This is a genomic window from Pseudomonas sp. HP_12, from assembly GCF_055283955.1.
Map to the genome: position 1 here is coordinate 1 of NZ_JBTOQG010000034.1, position 26,065 is coordinate 26,065.

Sequence of the window (26,065 nt, forward strand, 5' to 3'; positions counted from 1 at the left end):
TGAAACGATGCATCGCCGATGGTAGTGTGGGGTTTCCCCATGTGAGAGTAGGTCATCGTCAAGATTAAATTCCGAAACCCCATTTGCGAAAGCAGATGGGGTTTTGTTTTTTCGCGCAAAAAATCGGGCAGTCATCCTCATACCTAAACAGCGGATGAGCGCAGTTGTCAGTCGCCCTGACAAGATCGACCGATAACGAATCCTCCCCCTCTGTTAGTCTTCTCCCTCTTTTGAAAGACCAAGGGACGCAGCTATGCCGGTGACATCCAATCTCAACCCCGGATTTATGGTGGTCCATGGGAATCGCCTGGATGAACTGCGTGGCCTTGTGGTGTCCTGGATGCGGCGTTATCCCCTGACTCCGCTTGAGAACGAAGTAGCGCTGGTTCAAAGCAACGGCATTGCGCAGTGGCTGAAGCTCGCTTTGGCAGAAGATGCACAGGACGATGATCAAGGTGGTTGCGGCATTGCCGCTGCGATCGATGTGCAGCTCCCTGGCAGTTTCATGTGGCAGCTTTACCGTGCGGTGTTGGGCAAGGCCGAGATTCCGGAAACCTCGTTGCTCGATAAAGCGCCCCTGACCTGGCGATTGATGCGACTGCTCCCCGGCTTGATCAATCAGCCACACTTCGAGCCGCTGCAGCGATTCCTGACCGCCGACACCGACCTGCGCAAGCGCTACCAGTTGTCAGAACGACTCGCTGACCTGTTCGATCAATATCAGGTGTATCGCGCCGACTGGCTGGAGGATTGGGCCGCGGGCAAGCATCAACTCAGGACCGGGCGGGGAGAGGCAAAGCCGCTCAAAGCAGAGAACTGCTGGCAGGCCGAACTGTGGCGTGCGCTGCTCCATGATGTCGGGGCAGAGGGGATGGCTCAGAGCCGGGCGGGCGTGCATCAACGTTACATCGAACGCATCAATAGCCTGGTCGAGGCACCGGCCGGTTTGCCGGCGCGGGTGATCGTTTTCGGTATTTCCTCATTGCCCGCCCAGGCATTAGAAGCGCTTGCCGGGCTAGCCCGTTTCAGTCAGGTCCTGCTCTGCGTTCACAATCCTTGCCGCCATCACTGGGCAGACATCGTGGCTGACAAGGATCTCCTGCGCCACGAATACAAACGCCAATCGCGAAAACCCGGCATGCCGGTGGTGCTGAACCCTGATGCGCTGCACCAGCACGCTCACCCGTTGCTGGCTGCGTGGGGCAAGCAGGGTCGTGACTACATCAATCTGCTCGACAGTCATGACGACCCGAACAGCTATCGCTCGATCTTTCGCGACGGGCGCATCGACCTGTTCAGCGAGAGCGAGCCCAAGACGCTCCTGAATCAACTCCAGGACGATATCCTCGAGCTGCGCCCCTTGAGCGAGACCCGCGAAGTCTGGCCGCCCGTGGATATCAAGACCGACCGCTCCATTCGCTTTCATGTCGCCCACAGCGCCCAGCGCGAAGTGGAGGTGCTCCACGACCAACTGCTCGCGCGCTTCAGCAAGGATCCGGACCTTCGTCCGCGGGACGTCATCGTCATGGTCCCAGACATTGACAGCTACGCCCCTCACATTCGCGCAGTGTTTGGCCAACTGGATCGCGACGATCGCCGCTTTATCCCCTTTACCCTCGCCGATCAGGGCCAGCGTGGCCGTGATCCGTTGCTGATCGCCGTCGAGCATTTGCTGAAGATTCCGGACAGTCGATTCCCGGTCAGTGAAATCCTTGATCTGCTGGACGTCCCCGCGTTACGAGCGCGGTTCGGCATTGATGAGCGAGACCTGCCAACCCTGCACCGCTGGATTGAGGGAGCAGGTGTGCGATGGGGGCTCAATGCGAAGCAGCGTGAAGGACTGGGGCTACCGGAACAGCTTGAGCAGAACAGCTGGCATTTCGGTCTGCGTCGCATGTTGCTGGGGTACGCCGTTGGGGCGGGTGCGGCTTATGACGGCATTCAGCCGTATGACGAAATCGGCGGGCTCGATGCGGCTCTTATTGGCCCGTTGGTGTCCCTGATCGACGCGCTTCAGGTCGCGCACAACGAACTCTCCCAACCCGCGACGCCCGCGATGTGGGGCGCGCGTCTTCAGGCGATCATGCAGCTGTTCTTCATGGCCGACAGTGAGCACGACGACTACCTGCTCAGTCAGCTGGAAACCCTGCGTGAAACCTGGCTGCAGACCTGCGAGACCGTTGGCCTGGAAGAAGACTTGCCGTTGACGGTCGTGCGTGAAGCCTGGCTGGCCGGGCTTGATCAAGGGCGGTTGTCCCAACGCTTTCTGGCCGGATCGGTCAACTTCTGCACGCTGATGCCGATGCGCGCCATTCCATTCAAAATCGTCTGCCTGCTGGGTATGAACGATGGCGATTACCCACGCGCGCAGCCGCCGCTGGATTTCGATCTGATGGGCAGCGATTACCGTCCCGGCGACCGTTCCAGGCGTGAGGATGATCGTTATCTGCTGTTGGAAGCGGTGTTGTCCGCCCGTGATCAGCTGTACATCAGCTGGGTGGGGCGCAGTATTCGCGACAACTCCGAGCGGCCGGCTTCGGTGCTCATCGGGCAGCTGCGCGATCATCTGTCCAGCGGTTGGCGGCTGGCCGATGCCATCGAGCCCGAGGACGATAAAAAGCGTGATCCGGGCCAGCAGTTGCTGCACAAACTTACCGTCGAACATCCGCTGCAGCCTTTCAGCGCCAAATACTTCCAGGAGAACCCGGAGTTCTTCAGCTTTGCCCGCGAGTGGCAAGTGCTGCACGAAGCCCTCACCGAAGCAGGCGAAATAAAAGCGCTGCAAAAGCACCAGCAGGAAGAGCCGCTTAGCCTGATGCAGTTGCAGGATTTTCTGCGCAATCCGGTGAAGCACTTCTTCAGTCAGCGCTTGAAGATATTCTTTGAAGTCGCCGAAGCGCCATTGGCGGACGAGGAGCCGTTCGTACTCGACGCGCTCGAGCGCTATGGCCTCAGCGACAGTCTGTTGCAAGCGGCGCTCACAGATCCCGAGGACATTCAGGAATCGCTCCATGCTCAGGCAACGCGCTTGCAGGGCAGCGGCTTGCTGCCGATGGCTGGGTTTGGCACGTTGCTGCAGGATGAACTGATCGAACCGCTACCCGACCTCGTCGCCCGCTATCACGAATTGCTGATTCGCTGGCCGGTGCGGCTGCACAGCGCGTTGCCGGTCAGTTATCAGCATCAGGGCGTCGAGCTTGATGGCTGGGTCGACGGGCTTTATCAGAATCCTCAGAACGAGTTACTCGCGATCACAGCTATCCCCAATGCCATCGCCAGCAAGAAGACACGCAAGTGGCATCGCCTGACCAAGCCTTGGGTGAACCATCTGGTGGCCTGCGCGTGCGATCTGCCGTTGACCACCGCGCTGGTGGCCAGTGACGAGACGCTCTTGCTGCCGCCGCTGGACAAGGACACTGCCACGCGCACGCTGAATGACCTGCTGCTGGCCTGGCATCAAGGCATGCAGCGACCGCTTCCGATTGCGGTGAAGACGGCGTTTGCCTGGCTAGGCCAGAACGATGAAATCAAAGCCGAAGCCGCCGCGCGCAAGGCCTATGAAGGCGATGGTCAGAACAGCAAGGGCGAGCGTGCCGAGAGCACTGCCCTGGCGCGCCAGTTCCCGGACTTTGATGCGTTGCTGGGCAGCGAGGAATTCGTGGGTTGGTGCGAGGCGCTGTACAAACCGATTTTTGAAGCGCCTTGGCAGGCACTTTCTCGTGAGGAGGCCGGCGCATGAGTGACGCACAACAACCTCTGGCGCTGCGCTTCCCGCTGAGAGGCAGCCAGCTGATTGAAGCCAGCGCCGGCACCGGCAAGACGTTCACCATCTCGGCGCTGTACCTGCGTCTGGTATTGGGTCACGGCAGCGAGATTTCTGGCTTCGGCCGAGAGCTGTTACCGCCGCAGATTCTGGTGGTGACATTTACCGACGCAGCGACCAAGGAACTGCGCGACCGTATTCGCACGCGACTGGCCGAAGCCGCGCGGTTCTTTCGTGAAGAAATCGAAGCGCCGGACGCGTTGATCGCTGGCTTGCGGGACGAGTTCGCCACTGAGCAATGGCCCGGCTGCGCCAGCCGTCTCGACATCGCAGCGCAGTGGATGGACGAGGCGGCGGTCTCGACCATTCACAGCTGGTGCCAGCGCATGCTGCGCGAGCACGCCTTCGACAGCGGCAGCCTGTTCACCCAGAGCCTGGAAACCGATCACACCGATTTGCTGAGCGAAGTGCTGCGCGATTACTGGCGCAAGTTCTGTTACCCCATGACCGGCGACGCGCTGCTATGGGTGCGCGAGAACTGGGGCGGACCCGCGGCGCTACTGCCAAGGGTGCGCGCGTTGTTCGGCAGCGAGCGGGCGAGCGTGACGCAAACCCCGACGCAGATCATCGAGCAGTCGATTCAGGAGCGCCGCGAAACCCTCCGCCAGCTCAAGGCGCCATGGGCCAACTGGGCCGCGGATCTGCATGCGATCTGCATCGACGGCGTTGCGTGCAAAGTGGTCGATGGCCGCAAGATGCAGGAGCGCTACTTCCGCCCGTGGTTCGACAAGCTGATTGCCTGGGCCAATGACGACGAGCAAGAGCAACTCGACCTCGGCACCGGTTTCACCCGGCTAACGCCCGACGGCATTGCCGAAGCGTGGAAGAACAATCCCCCGTCGCACCCCGCGTTCGAGGCGATGGTCGAGCTCAAGGTGGCGCTGGACACGCTGCCAACGCCCGATGCAGCGGTGCTCGAACACGCCGCGCAATGGGTCGGCGCCCGCTTTGAAGAAGAGAAGCGTCGCCGCGCTGAAATGGGTTTCGACGACATGCTGCTGCGGCTGGACGCTGCGTTGCGCGGCAGCGGTGGCGAGCGCCTGGCGACCCTGATCCGCGAGCAGTTTCCCGTTGCGTTGATCGATGAGTTTCAAGACACCGATCCCGTCCAGTACCGCATTTTCGACAGCATCTACCGGCTTGAGGCCAACGACGAGAGCACCGGCCTGTTTCTCATCGGCGACCCGAAGCAGGCGATCTACGCCTTTCGCGGCGCGGACATCTATACCTACCTGCGCGCCCGTCAGGCCACCACTGGACGCTTGCACACGCTGGGCACCAACTTCCGCTCCAGCCACGCGATGGTCGATGCGGTGAACCACGTGTTCACGCGCGCGGAGACGAGCGAGGCCGGTCGCGGGGCGTTCCTGTTCCGCACGCCCGAGGACAATCCCGTGCCGTTTCTGGCAGTCGGCTCCCAGGGCCGTAAAGAGACGTTGCAAGTCGACGGTCAGGTGCTTGCGGCGCTCAACGTCTGGCAGCTGGAAACCGATCAGCCAGTGTCGGGCACGGTGTATCGAGCGCAACTTGCGGCGAGTTGCGCCAGTGAGATCGTGCGTTTGCTCAACGCCGGGCAACAAGGGCAAGCGGGCTTTGCCAAAGCTGGAGAGCCATTGAGACAACTGCTGCCCGCCGACATCGCAATTCTGGTGCGTGATGGCAAGGAAGCCCAGGCGGTGCGTGGCGAGTTGTCGGCGCGGGGCGTGCGCAGTGTGTATCTCTCGGACAAGGACTCGGTGTTCGCCGCGCAGGAGGCCCATGACTTGCTCGCCTGGCTCAAGGCCTGCGCCGAGCCTGACGCTGAGCGAACCCTGCGCGCGGCCTTGGCCTGCATCACCCTGGCGTTGCCGCTGGCCGAACTCGAGTTGTTGAATCAGGACGAGCTGGCGTGGGAAAACCGCGTCATGCAGTTCCGCGATTACCGACGCATCTGGCGCACCCAAGGCGTGCTGCCCATGCTGCGTCGGCTGCTGCACGACTTCAAACTGCCGCAGGCGCTGGTACAGCGCACCGATGGCGAGCGAGTGCTGACCAACCTGCTGCACCTCAGCGAACTGATGCAGCAGGCCGCCGCCGAGCTGGATGGCGAGCAGGCCTTGATTCGTCATCTGAGCGAGCATCTGGCCCTGTCCGGCCAAGCGGGGGAAGAGCAGATCCTGCGCCTCGAAAGCGATGAGCAACTGGTCAAGGTCGTGACCATTCACAAATCCAAAGGCCTGGAATACCCGCTGGTGTTTCTGCCCTTCATCTGCTCGACGAAGCCGGTGGATGGCAGCCGTCTGCCGCTGCACTTCCACGACGCCGAAGGCCACGCGCAGATCAGTCTCAAACCCACGCCGGCGCTGATCGAACAAGCGGATGACGAGCGTCTGGCGGAAGACCTGCGTCTGCTTTACGTGGCCCTGACCCGCGCTCAACACGCGTGCTGGCTGGGCGTTGCCGATCTCAAACGCGGCAGCAACAGCGCCTCGATACTCCATCGTTCGGCCCTGGGTTATTTGCTCGGCGGCGGGCAGAAGCTTGCTGAGTCAGTGGCATTGGGCCAATGGCTGCGATCGCTGGCAGAGGACCACCCGGCCGTGAAAGTTGAACCCGTTCCACTGCCGACCACCGAATCCTTCAGCGCGCCTCGCAACGAGGTCGCATTGAGCAAGCCGCGCGTGCCCCGGCGCAGCGCTCGGGAGAACTGGTGGATTGCGTCCTACAGCGCGCTGCGCATTGGCGACACCATCACTGACAGCGGCGATCAGTCGCCGGACAGTCCGCAAGCGCAGAAGCTGTTCGACGATGAGCGTCTCGATCCGGATGCGCCGCGCGAGGTCATGGTCAGCGGCGGCGATATCCACCGATTCCCGCGTGGCCCCAACCCCGGCACCTTCCTGCACGGGCTGTTGGAATGGGCGGGCGAAAAGGGCTTTGCCGAGGCGGCTGCCGATCCGCTTGCGCTGGAGAAAGTTGTCGCCCAACGCTGCAATAGGCGCGACTGGAAAGGCTGGATCAACACGCTGACCGACTGGCTGCAGCATCTGCTGACCCTGCCGCTGCGTCTGGGCACAGAGGTGCAGCCCATGGCCTTGTATGAGCTGGATCAGCCTAACCAGTACCGCGTCGAAATGGAGTTCTGGTTCGCCTGCTCGAAAGTCGATGTGGCGCAGATGGACGCGCTGGTTCGCCGATACACCCACAACGGTGCGCCGAGGGCGGCGGCAGAAACGGTTTCGCTGAACGGCATGTTCAAGGGCTTCATCGACCTGACGTTCGAGCACGAAGGCCGTTACTTCGTTGCCGATTACAAATCCAACTGGCTGGGCGTCGACGACGATGCCTACACCGAGCAGGCGATGGAAAACTCGATTCTGGACAACCGTTACGACCTGCAATACGTGCTCTATCTGCTGGCGTTGCATCGTCAGCTCAAGGCGCGGCTCGCCGATTACGATTACGACCGGCACATGGGCGGCGCGGTGTACCTGTTCGTGCGTGGCAGTCGTGGGGCGAGTCAGGGTGCGTGGTTCACCCGACCGCCCCGTGAGTTGATCGAAAGTCTCGATCTGCTGTTTCAGGGCCGAGCGCCGATCACGGCCGACGTGCTGTCAGGAGACCTCGTATGAACCGGACCTTCGCTCACTTGATGCCCTCGGCGCTGGACGCCGACAGCCTCGCCGAGCTGAAGCCCCTCAGCCGGGTGGATGACCTGCTGCTGTTGCTGCAGCGCTGGGTCGAACGCGGCTGGTTGCGCGCGCTGGACAAAGCCTTCGTGGCGTTTCTGGCTGAGCTCGATCCTGCCGCCGATTCGCTGGTGCTGTTGGCGGCCACGCTGACCAGCCACCAGTTGGGCCACGGGCACGTTTGTCTGGACCTCTATGAAACCCTGAAAGAGCCGGACTTCGCCCTGTCGCTGCCGCCGGAGGGCGATGTGTTGTCGACGCCGATGCTGCTGCCGTCCTCGCTGCTCAAATCCCTCGACGGCGCGACGTGGTGCAAGGCGCTGGAAGCCAGCGCGCTGGTGGCCCACGCAGGGGACCTCAGCGAAGCAGCGGCACAGAGGCCGTTGGTTTTGTCCGATCGGCGCCTGTACCTGCGCCGTTACTGGACGTATGAACGGCGGATCGATGCGGCGTTGCGTCGCCGGCTGGCTCAGGTGGAAACGGGGTTCAGCGATTTGCCCCAGCGTCTGGATGCGCTGTTCGGCCCGGCCAACCATGCGCCTGACGCCTTGATCGACTGGCAAAAGTTGGCGTGCGCCCTGGCAACCCGAGGCGCGTTCAGCATCATCACCGGCGGCCCCGGCACGGGCAAGACGACCACGGTCGTGCGTTTGCTGGCACTGCTGCAATCGCCAGCCGTTGAGCGCGGCAAGCCGTTGCGCATTCGCCTGGCGGCACCGACCGGCAAGGCCGCGGCACGCCTGACCGAGTCGATCAGTCATCAGGTGCAGTCGCTGCAAGTGCCGGAAGACGTGCGGCAGAAGATCCCCAGCGAAGTCACGACGGTTCACCGCTTGCTGGGCAGCCGTCCGGGCACGCGGCATTTCCGGCATCACGCGGGCAACCCGTTGCCGCTGGATGTCCTGGTGGTCGATGAAGCCTCGATGATCGACCTGGAAATGATGGCCAACCTGCTGGACGCGCTGCCGCCCCATGCGCGGATGGTGTTGCTGGGCGACAAGGATCAATTGGCGTCAGTGGAGGCTGGCGCCGTGCTGGGCGATTTGTGCCGCGACGCGGAGGCGGGGATGTACAGCCCGCAGACCCAGGCGTGGCTGGAATCGGTCAGTGGCGAAGATCTTTCCCGAAGCGGTTTGCAGCAGGGCGACGATCAGCATCACGCCCTGGCGCAACAGGTGGTGATGCTGCGCCACTCTCGGCGTTTCGTGGCGGGTAGCGGCATCGGTCAGTTGGCGAAGCTGGTCAATCAGCAGCAGGACCAGGAAGCGCGCGCATTGCTCGCGGCTCGCCAGTACCCGGACCTGTTTTCCCTGGTGCTCAAGGGTGAGCAGGACCGCGCGCTGTCGCGACTGCTGCTCGAGGGTCACGGCGATGGCCCGCAAGGCTATCGCCATTATCTGGGCGTGATGCACGCGCAGCGGCCGCAAGACCTGACGCAGATCGAAGACCCGCGCAGTGTCGAGTGGGCGCGGCAGGTGCTGAATGCGTTCGATGAGTTCCAGCTGCTGTGTGCCGTGCGCAAAGGGCCGTGGGGCGTGGAAGGGTTGAATCGACGGATCACTGAAACGCTGTTCAGCGCCGGACTGATCGAGAGCGATCATCAGTGGTACGAGGGGCGCCCCGTGTTGATGACGCGCAACGATTACGGGCTGGGTTTGATGAACGGCGACATCGGCATTGCCCTGCGTCTGCCCGAGGGGCCGGTCGAGGAAAACCGTCAGGCGCTGCGTGTTGCGTTCCCGCGTAACGACGGCAGCGGTGGCGTGCGCTTTGTGCTGCCAAGCCGGCTCAATGACGTGGAAACGGTGTACGCGATGACGGTGCACAAATCCCAGGGCTCGGAGTTCGCGCACACGGCGCTGATTTTGCCGGAGGCGCTGAACCCGGTGCTGACCAAGGAGCTGATCTACACCGGCATCACCCGGGCCAAGCACTGGTTCAGCCTGATCGAGCCGCGTCAGGGCGTGTTTGAAGAAGCGCTGCGGCGCAAGGTCAAGCGCCTGAGCGGGTTGATGTTGGGGCTGTGAGGCTCAAGCTTCTTTGAGCGCAGGCGTTTGTTGCGTCACGGCGTGATCCAGCCCCATGAACCTGCGCACGCGCTCGCCGCACTGATCGGCAAGAATCGTCTGCGGCGCGGCGTCGACCTGCACGATGCCGTTTTCCATGAAAATCACCCGGTCGGAAATCGACAGGGCGAAGTCCATCTCATGGGTGACGATGAGCATCGTCATGCCTTCCTTCGCCAGGTCGGCGATGACCTTGAGCACGTCGCCCACCAACTCCGGGTCCAGCGCAGACGTCGGTTCGTCGAAGAGCATGATCTGCGGGTCCATCGCCAGTGCCCGGGCAATCGCCACGCGCTGTTGCTGACCGCCGGATAACTGATGGGGGTATTTGTGCGCATGGGCCAGCAGCCCGACCTTGTCGAGCAATGCGTAGGCGCGTTGCTCGCTGACGTCCCGGTCGCGGCCGTGATAGCGCGGCGCGAGGGTCACGTTGTCGAGAATGGTGCGGTGGGGGAACAGGTTGAAGTTCTGAAACACCATACCGATGCGCTGCACGCCCCGGCGGATCTGCGGCGCGTTGGGGTTGTCGCCAGCGTGAATATAGCCTTCGCCAAACAGGATGATCTCGCCCTTGTCGATGGTCTCCAGGCTGTTGACCGTGCGAATCAGCGACGTCTTGCCCGAGCCCGACGGGCCGATGATGGAGATGACCTGCCCGGCCTCCACCTCCAGATTGATGCCCTTGAGCACCTCATGCTGCCCGTAGCTTTTGTGGATGTTGACCAGTTGCAGCGCCGGCGCAGCCCCCGGACCTGTGGCCTGCTCGCGCATCACTGCAGGCTGCGCGACGAGGCTGGCGCGCAGGTTAGTCAGGGCCGTGTCGTCGAGGGTCTGCGGCTTGCGATTGCTCAGCTCCAGGTGCTGCTCCAGCCAGTGAAACAGCCAGCCGAACACCGTGACGATCATCACGTAATACACCGCGACGGCCGACAGCGTTTCCATGACCAGAAAGTTTTGCGCGTAGAGGCGTTGGCCCACGGTCAGCAGTTCGGTCAGGGAAATGACGGACACCAGCGAGGTCAGTTTCACCACGGTGATGTATTCATTCACCAGCGTCGGCAAGGAGATACGGAATGCCTGGGGGATGACGATCAGACGCTGCATGCCGATCAGACCAACACCCAGGGCGCGGCCCGCTTCCTTCTGGCCCTTGGCAACGGAGATCAGGCCGCCCCGGTGAATCTCCGCCATGTACGCCGCCTCCGTGACCACCAACGCGAGAAGGCCGGAATAGAAGGGGTTGGACAGCACGTCGCGGGTGACCGGAAACATCTGCGGCAGGTTGTAGGTAAACACCACCAGCACCAGCAGCGGGACACTGCGGAAGAACCAGATATAAATCGACGCCGGCACGCTGATCCAGCGCGCCGTCGACAGCTTGGCCGAGGCCAGCAGGAAACCCAGCAGCATGCCGATGAACCAGCCCAGGGCGCTGAGTTCGATCACGGTGATGCAGGATTCCCAGAAGTCAGCGACCGAGAACAGAGAAAAAAAGTAGGACCATTCGAATTGCATACACACACCTCAGCAGGGCGGGGCCCGGCGGGATTCTCTTGTCAAACGCGATCCCTGTAGGACTGAGCTTGCTCGCGATGACTTCGGTACATCCGACACAACTTCATCGTCTGTCACGGCCAATCGCGAGCAAGCTCACTCCTACAAGGGGTAAAGCATCCAGCCGTCAGTTGGCCGGCTCTTCCAGGTTGTATTTCTTCAACAGCGCCGCGTATTCGCCGGATTTTTTGGTCTCGTCGAAGGCCTTGAGCAGCGCCTGATACAGCTCGTCATTGCCCTTCTTCACGTAGATGCCGAGCGTTTGCTGATAGATCGAATGCTCGGTGCTGACCACCACGCGGCCCTTGGTGCGTTCGGCGATCATGCCGGCGGCGCCGTCGATTTCTACCTGCGCCTGCACGTTCCCTGACAGCAGCGCCTGGGTCACTTCCGGTGCCGACGGGAATTCGCTGACGGCGACCGGGCCTTTGCCCTTCGGCACGCAGTATTCGGTGGAGAGCTTGTTGAACTGGGTGACCCACGTGGTGCCTTTTTCCAGGCCGATTTTCAGCCCACACAAGTCTTCCGGCACCTTGGGTTTGAGCTGACTGTCCTTGAGCACCATGATCGCCGCGCCGGTTACGGCGTAGGGAATGGTCTGTGCCTGGGTCTGGCGCTCCGGCGTGATGTACATGCCCGAAATGATCGCGTCGTAGTGCCCGGCGTTGAGGCTGAGGATCAGGCTGGAGAACTTGGTGTCAACAAACTCCGCTTTGAGGTCCATGTGTTTGGCGAGCAGGCGCGACAGATCAGGGTCGGCACCGACGACGTTCTTCTTCTCGTCGTAGGATTCGAATGGGGGGTAGGTGATCTCCATGCCGACCTTGAACTGTCCCGGCGTCACCGTGGTGGCAGCCTGCGCAGCGGTTGCAGCAACCAGGGATGCGCCGAGCACGGCAGAGGCAAGCACGGTCAAGCGGACAGCAGTGTTCAGAGTGTTGCGCATCGTCGGTGACTCCACGTCAGGAAGGTAGGATTGGGTGTGCTGAAAATTCGGGTAAGGCAGGACGACGCAACCCATCACGACGAGTCCTGTGTCTGGTTCTTCAAATGGCCGAAGCTGAACGGCTTGCGCGCCTTTTCGTACAACTTGAGTTCGCCGTTCTCGACCTTGCGCCGCAGGTATTGGTAGGTCTGCAACGCCTGACCGAACATGTGCTCGCCGATGGTGATTTCTTCGTAGTCGGCAGTGCCCTTGTCGAACTGCGGAAGGGGCTTGATCTGGGTGTGGAAGTCGCAGGCGAAGAACAGCGGAAACGAATAGCGCTCCTCGCTGACCGTGCGTACCCGATGAGCCGTAGCAACGAACGTACCAGCGGTCATGACCTCCAGCATGTCGCCGATGTTCACCACAAACGCGCCCTCCACCGGGGGCGCGTCGATCCACTGCCCGAGGTCGTTCATCACTTCCAGCCCGGGCTTGTCGGCCAGCAGCATGGTGAAGCACTCGTAATCGGTGTGCGCACCAATTCCGGGCGCATCTTGGGCGGCGCCGTCGAACGGGTAATGAATCAGTCGCAGCTTCGACGGCGGACGGGTGACCATCGCCTCGAAGTAGCCTTCCTCCAGGCCCAGCGCCAGCGCAAAGCCGTCGAACAGGCGGCGGCCCAAGGCAAATACCGCCGCGTAATACGCTTCAACCGCAGGGCGAAAGCCGGGCAAGTCCGGCCACTCGTTAGCGCCGATCAGCGGGGTTTTGGCGATCACCAGCGGGTCGTCATCGCCCACTTCAAAACCGATATCGAACGCCTCTTTGTGATCCGGCTTGCCCTTGGCGTACACCTCTTCGCCCTCGGGTACGAAGCCTTTGTGGCTGCGTGAAGTGCCGATGTAGTGCTGCATTTTGTAATCGAGGGATTGGGCGAACAGGTCCTTGGCCGCCTGACGCAGACCGTCGATCAACGACGGTGCAATGCCGTGATTCCTGACGTACAGAAAGCCCACTTCCCGCGCCGCCTTGCCCAGTTCGTCGGCGACGGCCTGACGCAGTGCGATGTCGGGGCTGAGCAACCCCGCGATATCGACCACCGGGATGCTGCTGAAATTGGCGACCTTCGGGACTGCCGTGTGCGACGGATCTGGCATGACGAAACGCTCCTTATCGGCTTGTGGTGTGGGTGAAGCGCTGGAAATGTTCGCGTTCGGTCTGGCCCATCCCCACGTTCAGCGACCAGAGATCGGCCACCGGCACATTGGTGAAGGGCAGATGATGCAGATAGCCGTCGGCGCCGAATTCAGGCGTCATCGTGCTGACCTGATAACCGCGGGCCTGCTGGGATGTCCACACGGCTTCCCAGTGCTGCTGATGGAAAGCCAGCTCTCGGGCGTACTCGGGGGCAGCCGGATGAGGGACTTGCGGACCCTGGTCGTAGCCGACCCGAGCCTGAATGTGATGAACGCGCTCGATGAACGCGCTGAGGTCGTCTTCCGGGTCGTCGAGCAAACGCTCGCAGGTGACGATCCAGTGGCTGATGTCGCTGGTGAAGCGTAGATCGGGCAGTTGGCGGATCAGCTCAAGGGTGACCCACGGATTGAACAGCGAGCGGGCGCGATGGGTTTCGAAAGTGACGGTCTGCCCGTGCTTGCGCGCCACCTCCAGTGCCCGACCGAAGAATTCCACCTGCTGCGGCAATTGCCAACGGTCGTTGCCGGCCAGCACGTTGACGAAGCGCGGCGCCAGTTCGGTTGACCAGGCGAGCTTCTGTTCCAGATCGGTGAGGTGTTCCGCGGTGGTCGCTGATTGTTCCGGGAGGACGTCGTAGGCGGTGAAAACGGTGGCGATGTAAGGCACGTGATTGGCGCGCAGGAAGGCACCGAATTCCGCACGCTCGACAGGCGTCAGTGGCAGGCGTGCTTCCATGCCGTCGAACCCGGCTTCCAGCAGCTCATCCAGCGCCTGGGCCTTGCTGGCGCGGTAGCCCCAGAGCGTGCGGAAGATTTCCAGTTTCATCGAGCGTCCTCAAAGATTGCAGCAAGCGGCTGACGTGTGACCCGAGACAGGGCTTCGCCACGGCACAGGCCGAGGCGGGTACAGCGGCAGTCACATCAGAAAAGGCAATCTTCGGGCCGTGTCTCTACTGGACGGGCTCCTTTATTGCGGCCGATCTTAGATTCGGCCGATGAACGGGAAGAATAGGAAAGCTCAAATGCATAGTTCAGAGATTTCTGAACTATGGTCGGGAGGGGCTAGGTAGGCGCAGACTTCAGGCATGCGACGTTCATGGGAGCGAGCTTGCTCGCGAATAGGTCCACCGCATCTTCAGCGCCTGAACTGCTGCATTCGCGAGCAAGCTCACTCCCACAGGATCGCGTTTCATCCGCAGGCAAGTTGGGCGCTACCCCAATCTGCAGCCGACTTTTCGTTCAATCCACAAACGTCATCCGTTCCGTCTTGCCCAGCAGAAACCCCTGATTGCGCTCGGTAGCCTCACGGATGTAATCCCACAGCAACGTGATCCGCTTCAACTTGCGCAGGTCCTCCCGGCAGTACATCCAGAACTGCCGCGTGATATCCACCTCGCTCTCCAGCACCGGCAGCAGTCGAGCATCCTGTGCCGCCAGAAAGCACGGCAGGATCGCCAGCGCTCGTCCCTGCAACGCGGCGACGTATTGGGCGATGACGCTGGTGCTGCGCAGGGTGGCGTGGGCGCCGGGGAGGAGGTTGCTGAGGTAGAGCAATTCCGAGCTGAAGGCCAGGTCGTCGACATAGCTTATGAACGGATGGTCGGCGAGGTCTTCGGTCTTGCGGATCGGCGCGTGGTTGTCGAGATACTCCTGAGTGGCGTAGAGCCTCAGGCTGTAGTCGCACAGCTTGCAGCACACGTAAGGCCCGTGCTCCGGACGCTCCAGCGCGATGACGATATCGGCCTCGCGCTTGGACAGGCTGATGAAGTGCGGAAGCGGCAGGATGTCCACCGAAATGGCAGGGTACGTGTCGGTGAAGTGACTGAGTTGCGGGGTGATGAAGAAGCTGCCGAAGCCTTCGGTGCAGCCCATGCGCACGTGCCCTGACAGTGCGACGCCGGAGCCGGAAACCTGCTCGCAGGCGATGTGCAGCGTGCTCTCGATGGACTCGGCCGCGCCCAATAATCGCTGGCCTTCGGCGGTGAGGATGAAGCCGTTGTTGCGGGATTTTTCGAACAGCAACGTGCCCAGTGAAGTCTCCAGCGAGCTGATCCGTCGCGACACCGTTGTGTAGTCCACCGCGAGGCGTTTGGCCGCGGAACTGGCCTTGCGCGTGCGCGCCACTTCGAGAAAAAACTTCAGGTCATCCCAGTTCAGCGCGCTCAGGGACGTGATGTTTTTTTGCATGTTGAACCTGCTTTTATGTGCGTTCTTATTAGAAGTTTGCACATCTATACTCCGAAGCGCGGCCGGATCCAACCTGCCCGTCAACGCCTGTTGCAGCAGCTGAAACCAACGAGGTAACGCCCCGACAAACCGCCCCATCCCACACGCCATAACACCCTGCACAACAATAAATAAGCGGAGGAGTTTATGAAGAACGCTATTACGGCGGACGCTGGCGCACTCGATGCCAGCCCCGTGAAAAACGCCCGATCCTACCGGCTTGCCGGTGCGGCGAGCATGGCTGGCACGACCATCGAGTGGTACGACTTTTTCCTCTACGGCACGGCTGCCGCACTGATCTTCAACAAGATCTTCTTCCCTGCACTGGACCCGATCATCGGTGTGCTGGCGGCGTTCGCCACCTACGCCGTGGGCTTTCTCGGCCGGCCATTGGGCGGCATCGTGTTCGGCCATTTCGGTGACAAGATCGGGCGCAAGTCCATGCTCCTGTTCACCCTGATGCTGATGGGCATTCCGACCATCATCATCGGCCTGATTCCCACCTACGAACAGATTGGCTACTGGGCTGCGGTCCTGCTGGTGGCGATGCGGTTTCTCCAGGGCATGGCGGTCGGCGGCGAATGGGGCGGGGCGGTGCTGATGGCCGTCGAACATGCGCCCGAGGGCCGTAAAGGTTTCTACGGCAGCCTGCCGCAAACCGGCGTTGGCGCCGGGCTGGTGCTGGCCTCGCTGGCGATGGGCATGGTTGCCAAATTGCCGGAGGCCGACATGCTCAGTTGGGGCTGGCGGATTCCGTTTCTGGCCAGCGTTGTGCTGCTGGGCGTGGGCTGGTTGATTCGCTTGAAAGTCCCGGAGTCGCCCGATTTCGAGAAGCTGAAAAAAGACAACATCGCCGTCAAGGTGCCGCTGTTCAAAGTGTTCCGCGAGCACCCTAGAGAAACCCTGACCATCATCGGCGCGCGCACGGCCGAGAACGCCTGGTTTTACATGTCGGTGACCTTCGCCCTGGCGTACGCCGCCAACCAGTTACTCATCCCTCGTGCCGACGTGCTGAGCGCGATCACAGCTGGCGCTGCGCTTTCTCTTGTGACGATGCCGTTGTGTGGGCATCTGTCCGACAAGGTCGGTCAGAAACGTCTGTATTTCGCCGGGCTTTTGCTGCTCTGCGCCTTCGTCTATCCGTTCTTCGCCATGCTTGGCACCCGCGAACCGCAGATGGTGTGGTGGGCGATGGTGCTGGCGGTGGGCGTGGTCTTCCCGATCCTGTACGCGCCGGAATCCCTGTTATTTGCTCGCCAGTTCCCGGCGGAAATTCGCTACAGCGGCATCTCTGTCTCGGTGCAGTTGGCGGGTGTGTTGGGCGGCGGATTTGCGCCAATGATCGCCACGCAGTTACTGGCCATGGGCGGCGGCAGTCCGCACTACGTGATCGTCTACCTGATCGGCATGGCGCTGGTGGCACTGGTCTGCACCGCGCTGATGAAGCGCGATCCGCCTCGCCATCGTGCGGCCTGAAATCGACTTTTTTCAGCGCGCTCAAGCAGGCGCGCTGCCTTGAATGGAGCAATGGCAATGAACGTGTCACTGAACAAAAAGAACACCACCGTGGCCCGCGTGAAGCTGCTGATCGGCGGCGAATGGGTTGAGTCGCAAACCACCGAGTGGCTCGACGTGGTCAACCCCGCCACCCAGGAAGTGCTGGCCCACGTGCCGTTCGCCACGGCCGCTGAGGTCGATGCCGCCGTCGCCGCTGCGCAGAAGGCATTCACCACCTGGCGGCACACGCCGATTGGCGCCCGTATGCGCATCATGCTCAAGCTGCAGGCGTTAATCCGGGAACACTCCAAACGCATTGCCGTGGTGCTCAGCGCCGAACAGGGCAAGACGATTGCGGACGCCGAGGGCGATATCTTCCGCGGCCTGGAAGTGGTTGAGCACGCGTGCTCCATCGGCACGCTGCAGATGGGCGAATTCGCTGAAAACGTCGCCGGCGGCGTGGACACCTACACGCTGCGTCAGCCCATCGGCGTCTGCGCAGGCATCACGCCGTTCAACTTCCCGGCGATGATTCCGCTGTGGATGTTCCCCATGGCCATCGCCTGCGGCAATACCTTCGTGCTCAAGCCGTCCGAGCAGGACCCGATGTCGACCATGCTGCTGGTTGAACTGGCCGTCGAGGCGGGCGTGCCGGCGGGCGTGCTCAACGTCGTGCACGGTGGCAAAGAGGTGGTCGACGGGATCTGCACCCACAAGGACATCAAGGCGGTGTCCTTCGTCGGCTCGACGGCAGTGGGCACTCACGTTTACGAGCTGGCGGGCAAACACGGCAAGCGCGTGCAGTCGATGATGGGCGCGAAGAACCATGCCGTTGTGCTGCCCGATGCCAATCGCGAGCAGACCCTCAACGCACTGGTCGGCGCCGGTTTTGGTGCGGCGGGTCAGCGCTGCATGGCGACGTCGGCAGTGGTGATGGTTGGCGCGGCGAAGCAGTGGATTCCCGATCTGAAGGCGCTGGCGCAGAAGCTCAAAGTGAATGCGGGCAGCGAGCCGGGCACCGATGTCGGGCCGGTGATTTCCAGGCGCGCGAAACAGCGGATTCTTGATCTGATCGAGAGCGGCGTTCAGGAAGGGGCCACCCTTGAGCTGGACGGGCGGGGCATCATGGTGGCGGGTTTTGAGGAGGGCAACTTCGTCGGGCCGACGCTGTTCACGGGCGTGACCACCGAGATGCAGATCTACACTCAGGAAATCTTCGGGCCGGTGCTCGTGGTGCTGGAAGTCGACACGCTGGATCAGGCCATTGCGCTGGTCAATGCCAACCCGTTCGGCAACGGCGTCGGGCTGTTCACCCAGAGCGGTGCGGCGGCGCGCAAATTCCAGAGTGAAATCGATGTGGGTCAGGTCGGCATCAATATCCCGATTCCCGTGCCGGTGCCGTTCTTCAGCTTCACCGGTTCGCGCGGTTCGAAGCTGGGCGATCTGGGGCCGTACGGCAAGCAGGTGGTGCAGTTCTACACTCAGACCAAGACCGTCACCAGCCGCTGGTTCGATGACGACAGCGTGAATGACGGGGTGAACACGACGATCAATTTGCGTTGAGTGCGACGCGCTTTAAGCGGGCCTTGGCCTGCTCGCGATCACGTTGCGTCATTCAGCGCTGTGCCATCTGAACGATCGCTTCGCGAGCAAGCTCGCTCCCACAAGGGCTTGCGTCGCCTGTGGATCTGGAACTGAACAAGGAGAACAACCATGAAAATCGCATTCATCGGTCTGGGCAATATGGGGGCGCCGATGGCGCGGAACCTGATCCGTGCCGGGCATCAGCTGCATTTGTTCGACCTGAATCAACAGGTGCTGGCCGAGCTGGCCGAATTGGGCAGCCGCATCAGTGAGTCGCCCAAACATGCGGCTCAGGGTGCCGACCTCGTCATCACCATGCTCCCGGCAGCCGCTCACGTTCGCGCGGTTTATCTGAATGAAGACGGCGTATTGGCTGGCATCAGCGCAGGGGTGCCGGCGGTGGACTGCAGCACCATCGACCCACAAACCATCCGCGATGTGGCGGCCGCAGCGGCGAAACAGGGTGTGGTGGTCGGCGATGCGCCGGTGTCCGGCGGCACGGGCGGCGCGCAGGCCGGGACGTTGACGTTCATGGTCGGCGCGAGTCTTGAGCACTTCACGGTGCTCAAGCCGATCCTCGCGCAGATGGGCCGCAACATCGTCCACTGCGGCGATGTCGGCACCGGGCAGATCGCCAAGATCTGCAACAACATGCTCTTGGGCATTTCCATGATCGGTGTGGCAGAAGCCATGGCGCTGGGTAATAGCCTGGGCATCGACACCGGCGTGCTGGCGACCATCATCAACAGCTCGACCGGACGCTGCTGGAGCTCGGAAATGTACAACCCGTGGCCCGGCGTCGTGGAAACCGCGCCGGCGTCGCGGGGTTACACCGGAGGGTTTGGCGCGGAGCTGATGCTCAAGGACCTGGGCCTGGCAACCGAAGCCGCCAAAGCCGCACGCCAACCCGTGATCATGGGCGCGCTGGCGCAGCAGCTGTATCAGGCGATGAGTTTGCGCGGTGATGGCGGCAAGGATTTCTCGGCGGTGGTTCAGGGTTACATCAAGAAGGAAAACTGATGGTGCACGCCCCGGCCTCTTCCCGGCTAAAGCCGGTCCCACAATGTGCACGCGGTCAGTCAGTGGGACCGGCTTTAGCCGGGAAGAGGCCAGCACCAACAACGCAATATCGCGGCGTGACATCCGACGCCTTCCCGGCTAAAGCCGGTCCTACAATGTGCACGCGGGTCCCACTAAATGCACGCAGTCCCACCGAGAACTAACCCCGCGGGCCGCTGTAATCCTTGGCCCACTGCTCTTGCGCCACCAAGTGCTGTTTAAACCGCGCGATCTGTTCGGCCACTCGCACCGGCGACGTTCCGCCCCAGCCGCTGCGCGCCGCCAGTGCAGCTTCAAGCGTCAGGCTCTCCAACACCTCCGGCGTCAGGCGCGGATCGGTGTCGGCGAGCATCTTTGGCGTCAGCTCTGGCAGCCCGATGTCCTGCGCCTCACACAGCTGCACCAGTTGCCCGGTGATCTCGTGGGCTTCCTTGAACGGCACACCGCGAACGGCCAGCCAGTCGGCGATTTCCGTCGCCAGGGTGAACCCCAAAGGTGCCTGCCGCAGCAATTCGTCCTTGCGCACCTTCATGGTTCGAACCATGCCGGCGAAGGCGGGTAACACCAGATTCAGCGTATCCAGCGCGTCGAAAATGGCGTGTTTGTCTTCGCTCAAATCCCGGTTATACGACAGCGGCTGCGCCTTGAGCACCGACAGAATCGCCGTCAGCGAACCGATCAAACGGCCGGATTTGCCCCGGGCCAGTTCGGCGATGTCCGGGTTCTTTTTCTGCGGCATGATCGAGCTGCCCGTGGCGTAGGCATCGTCCAGCTCGATCCAGCGAAACTGCCGCGATGTCCAGATGCAGAACTCCTCGGCCATGCGCGAAATATTGATACCCAGCATGCTCGCGCAGAACAGAAACTCGGCCACGTGATCGCGGCTGGCGACGGCGTCGATGGAGTTCTCGCACGGCCCGGCGTAGCCCATTTCCGCCGCCGAACGTTGCGGGTCGCGGGCGATGGCGGAACCGGCCATGGCGGCGGCGCCGAGGGGCGACAGATTGAAGCGCTCATCCCAATCCTGCAGGCGCTGGATGTCACGATGAATTGCCTGGGCGTGGGCCATCAAATGGTGGCCGAAGACAATCGGCTGGGCTTGCTGCAAGTGAGTGAAACCGGGCGCGATAGTCTCGATATGCGCTTCGGCCTGGCTGACCAGTGCCTGCTGGAGATCGAGAATCGACAGGGACAGCACGCGAATGCGGTCACGCAAAAACAGCCGCATGTCATTGGCCGTCTGATCGTTGCGCGAGCGCCCGGCGCGAAGCTTGCCGCCCAGTGCGCCAAGGCGTTCGGTGAGCAGGCGCTCGATGAAGGTGTGCACGTCCTCGTCGGCGGGGATGGGCTGAATCGTGCCAGCGGCGAAGTCCTCGTCGATCGATTGCAGCGCGTCGATGATGCGCCGCGTTTCGTCGGCATCCAGCAAGCCGGCGCGCTCAAGCTCGTGGGCGTGGGCTTTCGAACCCGCAACGTCATAGGGCGTCATGCGGAAATAGACGGCGGGCGAGCGTGACAGGTTGGCCATCGCTTCAGCCGGCGCTGACTTGAAGCGCGCGCCCCACAGACGCTCAGTTGCATCGGACATATGCATTCCCCCTCAAACACGTGATTGCTGGCGAGCCAGGCGTCGGCGACGTCAGGGGATCCTAGGAAAAACCGGCTGCCGGTGAAACGTTACAAATGGCAAGTCGGGTTGGCAGAAATGGAAAGCTGCGTCAGCAAATCGCTATTCAGATACGTGGTGCCGACTATTTTTCTGTTACCTCAGGTGCCCGAATGTGTTGAAGTGGCGCCGATTGCAACGCCCGATGTTTCCCCTCGTCGACCTTTTCGCAGGATGCGCCCATGACTGGTTTCCTATCGCTTTATCAACACCTTGGCTGGACCTTGTCAGTGCTGGTGATGCTGACGTTCCTGCTGGCGGGGACGGTCAAGGGCGTCATCGGCATGGGGTTGCCGACGGTTGCGATGGGCTTGCTCGGCGCGATGATGCTGCCGACCCAGGCGGCCGCGCTGCTGCTGATTCCCTCGACGCTGACCAACTTCTGGCAGTTGGCAACCGGCGGGCATTTGCGAGGACTCTGTACGCGGTTGTGGCCGCTGCTGTTGATGATCGTCATCGGCACGCTGCTCGGCTCATACGCACTGGGCCTCGGCAACGGGCACGGCATGGCGAGGGCGCTGGGCGGCGCGCTGTTTGTCTACGCGCTGTGCGGCTTGTTTCTGCCGACGCTCAACGTGCCGCCCGCTGCCGAGCGCTGGCTCGGGCCGTTGTGCGGATTTATTACCGGCCTGGTCACCTCGGCCACCGGCGTTTTCGTCATTCCGGCGGTGCCCTACATTCAGGGCCTGGGGCTGGATCGTAATGAACTGGTGCAGGCGCTGGGGCTGTCGTTCACTGTCTCGACCCTGGCATTGGGTGTGGGTCTGTTCTGGAACGGCGCAGTGGGCAGCGCTGAAATGGGCGCCTCGTTGCTGGCGCTGATTCCCGCGTTGTTCGGGATGATGTTCGGGCAGTGGCTGCGTCAACGCATCAGCGCTCTGGTGTTCAAGCGGCTGTTCTTTATCGGCATGGCCCTGCTGGGCGCGCACCTGATGATCGCAGGCTGATTACGCGGCGTTCGGCTCGGATTCACGCTGCCGTTCTATCAACATAAATTCATCAATAGCCGCCTGACTCGTGATTCAGGCGCAAATGTATTTTGCCCGTCTGTGGCTTATTCCCGTCTCGTCCGCCAGATATTCTGCCGTCCATTCCAATTGAAGACCCTCAATCCAGTACCGCAGAGCCGCGGGCTGCATTGACGACGGACGAGGCTTGATATGAAAAAAGTATTGTTTCTCAACGGCGGCAAACAATTCGCGCACTCCGACGGCCGCTACAACACCACGCTGCATGAAGCCGGCTTGGTGCTGCTGGACCGTGCCGGTTTTGAAGTACGACAGACCTTCATCGACGGCGGCTACGACGTGGCCGAAGAAGTGCAGAAGTTTCTCTGGGCTGACGTGATTATCTGGCAGATGCCGGGCTGGTGGATGGGGGCGCCGTGGACGGTGAAAAAGTACATCGACGAAGTGTTCACCGAAGGTCACTGCAGCCTGTACGCCAACGACGGTCGCACCCGTTCCGATGCCTCCCAGCGTTATGGCAGCGGCGGCTTGCTGCACGGCAAGCAATACATGATTTCGGCCACCTGGAATGCGCCGCAGCAAGCGTTCGACGACCCGGCCGACTTCTTCGAAGCCAAGGGCGTGGATGCCGTGTACTTCCCCTTCCACAAGGCCAACCAATTCTTGGGCATGACCGGCCTGCCGACCTTCCTGGCGGTGGACGTGATGAAGATGCCGAATGTGGAAGCAGACGTGGAGCGGTACGAGGCGCATCTGGCCTCGGTGTTCGGGATCTGAGACGCGAGAAGCGAGCTACAAGCTTCAAGCTTCAAGCTCACGGCTCACGGCTCACTTACGGCTTGCAGCTTATAGCTCGCCCCCAAGCGCGCTAATATCCGGTCTCTTGTGAGCGGGAGACAACAGTGAAAGCCAGGTCGGATGAGTTGCAGGTGTTTGTGACGGTGATCGAAAGCGGCTCGATTTCCGCTGCGGCCGAGCAGGTCGGGCAGACGCCTTCGGCAATCAGCCGCACGCTGTCGCGACTCGAAGGCAAGCTGGGCACGACGTTGATCAATCGCACCACGCGGCGCATGGACCTGACCGAGGAGGGCAAGTATTTCCTTGAGCGGGCCAGGCAGATTCTGGATCAGATGGAAGAGCTGGAAGAGCGCATGTCGGTGCGCCAGCAGACGCCCTCTGGCCGTTTGCGGATAAACGCGGCGTCGCCCTTCATGCTGCATTCCATTGTCCCGTACGTCGCCGAGTTTCGCGCGCTGTACCCGGACATCCAGCTGGAGCTGAACAGCAACGATCTGATCATTGATCTGCTGGAACAGAGCACCGATGTGGCGATCCGTATTGGCGTGCTGGCTGATTCCACCCTGCATGCCCGGCCCCTCGGCAGCAGTCCGCTGAACATCCTCGCCAGCCCTGAATACCTCGAAAAGCACGGCACGCCGAAAACCGTTGCAGCGCTGAGCGAGCATTCGCTGCTCGGCTTCACCCAGACCGAAACCCTCAACCACTGGCCGTTGCGCCACGCCGACGGGGACCGGCTGTTCATTCAGCCGACGGTTTCGGCCTCCAGCGGCGAGACGTTGCGCCAGTTGGCGTTGGCGGGTGAGGGCATCGTGTGCCTGTCGCACTTCATGACCCACGAAGACATCCGCCAGGGCCGCCTTAACGTCATCCTGCCCCAGGCCAACAGCGGCTATCGACAGCCGATCCACGCCGTTTACTACCGCAACTCGCAGCTGGCGTTGCGGATTCAGTGCTTTCTGGATTTCATCCATGAGAAACTGGCGGTGTACGCCGCCTGACGCGTCACGCCTCGCCCACCCCGCTGAACTCCGCCCGCAACATCTCCACAAACGCCTCCCGCGCCGGGTGATGCTCGGCGCTCTCGTGCCAGTAAAACAGGTTGTCGATGGATGTCAGTTCAGGGAATTCATAACCGACCCAGCCCGAGCCTTTCCGGTACTGCTCGAAAACCCCCTTGGGCACCAGCGCCACCCCGGCCCCGGCGCTGACGCAACCGACGATGGTGCCGTAATTGGCGATGCTGACGATGGGCTGAGTCTGGCCGTCGTTCTGCAACCATCGCTCCAGCGCCGCGCGATAAGGGCAGCCTTCGGGCCACATGAAAATCGATTTGCCCTGCAGATCCGCCGCGCTGCGAATCGGCCCCAACGACTCGGCCGCAATCAGCACCAGATCCTCCCGGTACATCGACGTGCGCTTGAGCCGTGGGCGTTTGACATCGATGGCGACAATGGCGCCATCGAGCTTCTGATTGAGCGTCGCGTCGAGCAGTTGCGTGCCGGTGCCAGTGGTCAGCTCCAGCGACACCTGCGGATAACGCGCATGAAAGCGCGCCAGCAGTCGCGGCAGCCGCGCCGTGGCCGAAGATTCGATGGCGCCGATGCGCAACGGCCCGGATGGCGCGGCGTCCGGGTGCACCGCGCGTTTGGCTTCGTCGGCCAGGCTGAGCATCTTGCCGGCGTAGGTGAGGAAGATTTCCCCCGCCGCGCTGATGCGCAAACCGCGGCCCTGACGGTAGAACAGCTCGGTGCCGAGCTCTGCTTCAAGCGCCTTGATCCGCGCGGTGATGTTCGACGGCACGCAATGCAACACCTCCGCAGCGCGGGCAATGCTGCCGGTGTCGACGACGGTCTTGAACATGCGAATCTGAGCCAGCTCCATTCATCACCAATAGTGAGGGGTTGCATCATTATTGTTCGGTTGTGGTGAGCATAAGTTGTTTCGATACTCGCAGCCATGGGCAAGCGCCGGGCTTGTCGGCAGGAGTATCGAGATGAGCGTGGTAGCTGAGCCAGTTCCTGATTCCGATGTTACGGCTAACGCTGCGGTGCCCTGGCAGGGGATGAAAGTCGCTCTGGCCACTTTCTTTGTGGTCGCCTGCTGGGGCTTCTCGCCGACCGGCATTCGCATCGGTTTGCAGGCCTATGAGCCGGGGCATCTGGCGCTGCTGCGCTTTCTGATCGCGTCGGTGTTCATGCTGTTAATCGCCTCATCGCAACGCATCGCGTTACCGCGCCTGAAAGATCTGCCGTTGCTCGCGGTGCTGGGTTTCTTCGCCGTCAGCCTGCATCACATCGCCCTCAACTTCGGCCAGGCCGGCGTGACTGCCGGGGCGTCGAGCGTGCTGGTTCAGTCGACACCTCTGTTCACCGCGCTGCTGGCGCATTTCGTGTTCAAGGAGCGGGTCAGCGCCTGGCGTTGGGGCTGTGTGGCGCTCGGGCTGGTGGGCGCCGCAATTGTCGTCACTGGTGATCGCGGCATTGGCCACATGGATGCGCGCGGGCTGCTGATCCTGGTGGCGGCGTTTTCCTGGAGCGTTTATTTCTCATTGCAGAAGCGTCACAGCCACCGGTACGACGGCCTGACCATGGTCTGTTACACGGTCTGGGCCGGCACGGTGTTCCTGCTGGTTTACCTGCCGGGGCTGATCGGCGAAATCTTCAACGCGCCGATGCGGGTCAATGTGGCGGTGGGCGTATTGGGGCTGTTCCCCAGCGCGCTGGCGTACCTGGCCTGGGCGTACGTCTTGAAGCACATGGAGGTCAGCCGCGCCTCAATGAGTTTGTACCTGACGCCACCGATGGCCATCGCCATCGCGTCGGTGATGCTGGGCGAGTTGCCCTCACAGCGGGTGATCGTCGGGTCGATTGTGGTGCTCGCGAGCGTGTTGGCGCTCAATCTGCGGCGGGAGAGGGCGGTGGTGTTTCCCGTTCGGGATGAACCTGAACGTGCCCCGGTTTAGGCGCTTGGCCGTTTGCGTTTGCGCCAAGTTTCATCATTAATGTGCAGCCGGACCGTTAGTCTCTTCA

17 protein-coding genes are annotated in these 26,065 nt (G+C 61.9%); 10 read left to right on the plus strand and 7 right to left on the minus strand.

Annotated elements, in window-relative coordinates; translation table 11 throughout:
• Positions 1-253 precede the first annotated feature (253 nt).
• Genes recC through recD form a run of 3 tightly spaced genes read left to right on the plus strand, consistent with a single transcriptional unit; the run spans position 254 to position 9,518 of the window.
• Positions 254-3,739 (plus strand): exodeoxyribonuclease V subunit gamma, encoded by a 3,486-nt coding sequence (recC, locus tag ACYASU_RS18650; RefSeq protein ID WP_463583662.1) that lies wholly within the window; start codon positions 254-256, stop codon positions 3,737-3,739.
• Complete coding sequence (recB, locus tag ACYASU_RS18655) at positions 3,736-7,434, plus strand: exodeoxyribonuclease V subunit beta (protein ID WP_463583663.1); 3,699 nt, start codon at positions 3,736-3,738, stop codon at positions 7,432-7,434. Before recC ends, recB begins: the two co-directional genes overlap by 4 nt.
• A complete protein-coding gene (gene recD / locus ACYASU_RS18660; RefSeq protein ID WP_463583664.1) occupies positions 7,431-9,518 on the plus strand; it encodes an exodeoxyribonuclease V subunit alpha in 2,088 nt (695 codons plus the stop codon). Before recB ends, recD begins: the two co-directional genes overlap by 4 nt.
• A 3-nt stretch (positions 9,519-9,521) precedes the next feature.
• Here recD and ACYASU_RS18665 read toward each other — a convergent pair whose 3' ends face one another.
• The 5 genes from ACYASU_RS18665 to ACYASU_RS18685 form a co-directional block, all read right to left on the minus strand.
• Positions 9,522-11,072, minus strand: coding sequence for an amino acid ABC transporter permease/ATP-binding protein (locus tag ACYASU_RS18665; protein ID WP_463583665.1), 1,551 nt, complete (start codon positions 11,070-11,072; stop codon positions 9,522-9,524).
• 166 nt (positions 11,073-11,238) lie between these two features.
• The gene (locus ACYASU_RS18670; RefSeq protein WP_463583666.1) at positions 11,239-12,057 is read right to left on the minus strand and encodes an ABC transporter substrate-binding protein; all 819 of its coding nucleotides are present in this window, start codon (positions 12,055-12,057) and stop codon (positions 11,239-11,241) included.
• Positions 12,058-12,131: 74 nt separating this feature from the next.
• Positions 12,132-13,196 (minus strand): isopenicillin N synthase family dioxygenase, encoded by a 1,065-nt coding sequence (locus tag ACYASU_RS18675; protein WP_463583667.1) that lies wholly within the window; start codon positions 13,194-13,196, stop codon positions 12,132-12,134.
• A 13-nt stretch (positions 13,197-13,209) separates the two neighbouring features.
• Complete coding sequence (locus ACYASU_RS18680; protein ID WP_463583668.1) at positions 13,210-14,061, minus strand: sugar phosphate isomerase/epimerase family protein; 852 nt, start codon at positions 14,059-14,061, stop codon at positions 13,210-13,212.
• A gap of 413 nt (positions 14,062-14,474) precedes the next feature.
• A complete protein-coding gene (locus tag ACYASU_RS18685) occupies positions 14,475-15,422 on the minus strand; it encodes a LysR family transcriptional regulator (protein ID WP_463583669.1) in 948 nt (315 codons plus the stop codon).
• 186 nt (positions 15,423-15,608) lie between these two features.
• Between ACYASU_RS18685 and ACYASU_RS18690 the strand changes: the two genes are divergently transcribed.
• From ACYASU_RS18690 to mmsB, 3 genes are all read left to right on the plus strand, one after another.
• Entirely contained in the window at positions 15,609-16,937 is a 1,329-nt protein-coding gene (locus ACYASU_RS18690) for an MFS transporter (RefSeq protein ID WP_463583670.1), read from the plus strand.
• Between the two features lie 57 nt (positions 16,938-16,994).
• Positions 16,995-18,521, plus strand: a complete 1,527-nt coding sequence (locus ACYASU_RS18695; RefSeq protein ID WP_463583671.1) for a CoA-acylating methylmalonate-semialdehyde dehydrogenase — start codon at positions 16,995-16,997, stop codon at positions 18,519-18,521.
• A 150-nt stretch (positions 18,522-18,671) separates the two neighbouring features.
• On the plus strand, positions 18,672-19,562 hold the full coding sequence (gene mmsB / locus ACYASU_RS18700) for a 3-hydroxyisobutyrate dehydrogenase (RefSeq protein ID WP_192170653.1): 891 nt from the start codon (positions 18,672-18,674) through the stop codon (positions 19,560-19,562).
• 199 nt (positions 19,563-19,761) lie between these two features.
• Here mmsB and argH read toward each other — a convergent pair whose 3' ends face one another.
• Positions 19,762-21,189, minus strand: a complete 1,428-nt coding sequence (gene argH / locus ACYASU_RS18705; protein ID WP_463583672.1) for an argininosuccinate lyase — start codon at positions 21,187-21,189, stop codon at positions 19,762-19,764.
• Between the two features lie 260 nt (positions 21,190-21,449).
• Between argH and ACYASU_RS18710 the strand changes: the two genes are divergently transcribed.
• The 3 genes from ACYASU_RS18710 to ACYASU_RS18720 all read left to right on the plus strand — a co-directional run bounded on the left by ACYASU_RS18710 (position 21,450) and on the right by ACYASU_RS18720 (position 24,034).
• Positions 21,450-22,214 (plus strand): sulfite exporter TauE/SafE family protein, encoded by a 765-nt coding sequence (locus tag ACYASU_RS18710; protein WP_463583673.1) that lies wholly within the window; start codon positions 21,450-21,452, stop codon positions 22,212-22,214.
• Positions 22,215-22,427: 213 nt separating this feature from the next.
• Positions 22,428-23,012 carry an NADPH:quinone oxidoreductase MdaB gene (gene mdaB / locus ACYASU_RS18715; protein ID WP_463583674.1) on the plus strand — a complete coding sequence of 195 codons (585 nt, stop codon included), beginning with the start codon at positions 22,428-22,430 and terminating at the stop codon, positions 23,010-23,012.
• 125 nt (positions 23,013-23,137) lie between these two features.
• Entirely contained in the window at positions 23,138-24,034 is an 897-nt protein-coding gene (locus tag ACYASU_RS18720) for a LysR substrate-binding domain-containing protein (protein ID WP_463583675.1), read from the plus strand.
• Between the two features lie 4 nt (positions 24,035-24,038).
• Here the strand turns inward: ACYASU_RS18720 and ACYASU_RS18725 are convergent, their stop codons facing one another.
• The gene (locus ACYASU_RS18725) at positions 24,039-24,917 is read right to left on the minus strand and encodes a LysR family transcriptional regulator (RefSeq protein WP_463583676.1); all 879 of its coding nucleotides are present in this window, start codon (positions 24,915-24,917) and stop codon (positions 24,039-24,041) included.
• A gap of 181 nt (positions 24,918-25,098) precedes the next feature.
• Here ACYASU_RS18725 and ACYASU_RS18730 point away from each other — a divergent pair, with 181 nt between their 5' ends.
• Positions 25,099-25,998: a DMT family transporter gene (locus ACYASU_RS18730; protein WP_463583813.1), complete on the plus strand. Its 900-nt coding sequence runs from the start codon at positions 25,099-25,101 to the stop codon at positions 25,996-25,998.
• Positions 25,999-26,065 lie beyond the last annotated feature (67 nt).

Coding starts and splice junctions, on each gene's coding strand:
- ACYASU_RS18695 (WP_463583671.1), top strand. CDS start 16,995: ATGAACGTGTCACTGAACAAAAAGAACACCACCGTGGCCCGCGTGAAG.
- ACYASU_RS18725 (WP_463583676.1), bottom strand. CDS start 24,917: ATGGAGCTGGCTCAGATTCGCATGTTCAAGACCGTCGTCGACACCGGC.
- recD (WP_463583664.1), top strand. CDS start 7,431: ATGAACCGGACCTTCGCTCACTTGATGCCCTCGGCGCTGGACGCCGAC.
- recC (WP_463583662.1), top strand. CDS start 254: ATGCCGGTGACATCCAATCTCAACCCCGGATTTATGGTGGTCCATGGG.
- mmsB (WP_192170653.1), top strand. CDS start 18,672: ATGAAAATCGCATTCATCGGTCTGGGCAATATGGGGGCGCCGATGGCG.
- ACYASU_RS18670 (WP_463583666.1), bottom strand. CDS start 12,057: ATGCGCAACACTCTGAACACTGCTGTCCGCTTGACCGTGCTTGCCTCT.
- argH (WP_463583672.1), bottom strand. CDS start 21,189: ATGTCCGATGCAACTGAGCGTCTGTGGGGCGCGCGCTTCAAGTCAGCG.
- recB (WP_463583663.1), top strand. CDS start 3,736: ATGAGTGACGCACAACAACCTCTGGCGCTGCGCTTCCCGCTGAGAGGC.
- ACYASU_RS18675 (WP_463583667.1), bottom strand. CDS start 13,196: ATGCCAGATCCGTCGCACACGGCAGTCCCGAAGGTCGCCAATTTCAGC.
- ACYASU_RS18665 (WP_463583665.1), bottom strand. CDS start 11,072: ATGCAATTCGAATGGTCCTACTTTTTTTCTCTGTTCTCGGTCGCTGAC.
- ACYASU_RS18730 (WP_463583813.1), top strand. CDS start 25,099: ATGAAAGTCGCTCTGGCCACTTTCTTTGTGGTCGCCTGCTGGGGCTTC.
- ACYASU_RS18710 (WP_463583673.1), top strand. CDS start 21,450: ATGACTGGTTTCCTATCGCTTTATCAACACCTTGGCTGGACCTTGTCA.
- ACYASU_RS18690 (WP_463583670.1), top strand. CDS start 15,609: ATGAAGAACGCTATTACGGCGGACGCTGGCGCACTCGATGCCAGCCCC.
- mdaB (WP_463583674.1), top strand. CDS start 22,428: ATGAAAAAAGTATTGTTTCTCAACGGCGGCAAACAATTCGCGCACTCC.
- ACYASU_RS18680 (WP_463583668.1), bottom strand. CDS start 14,061: ATGAAACTGGAAATCTTCCGCACGCTCTGGGGCTACCGCGCCAGCAAG.
- ACYASU_RS18685 (WP_463583669.1), bottom strand. CDS start 15,422: ATGCAAAAAAACATCACGTCCCTGAGCGCGCTGAACTGGGATGACCTG.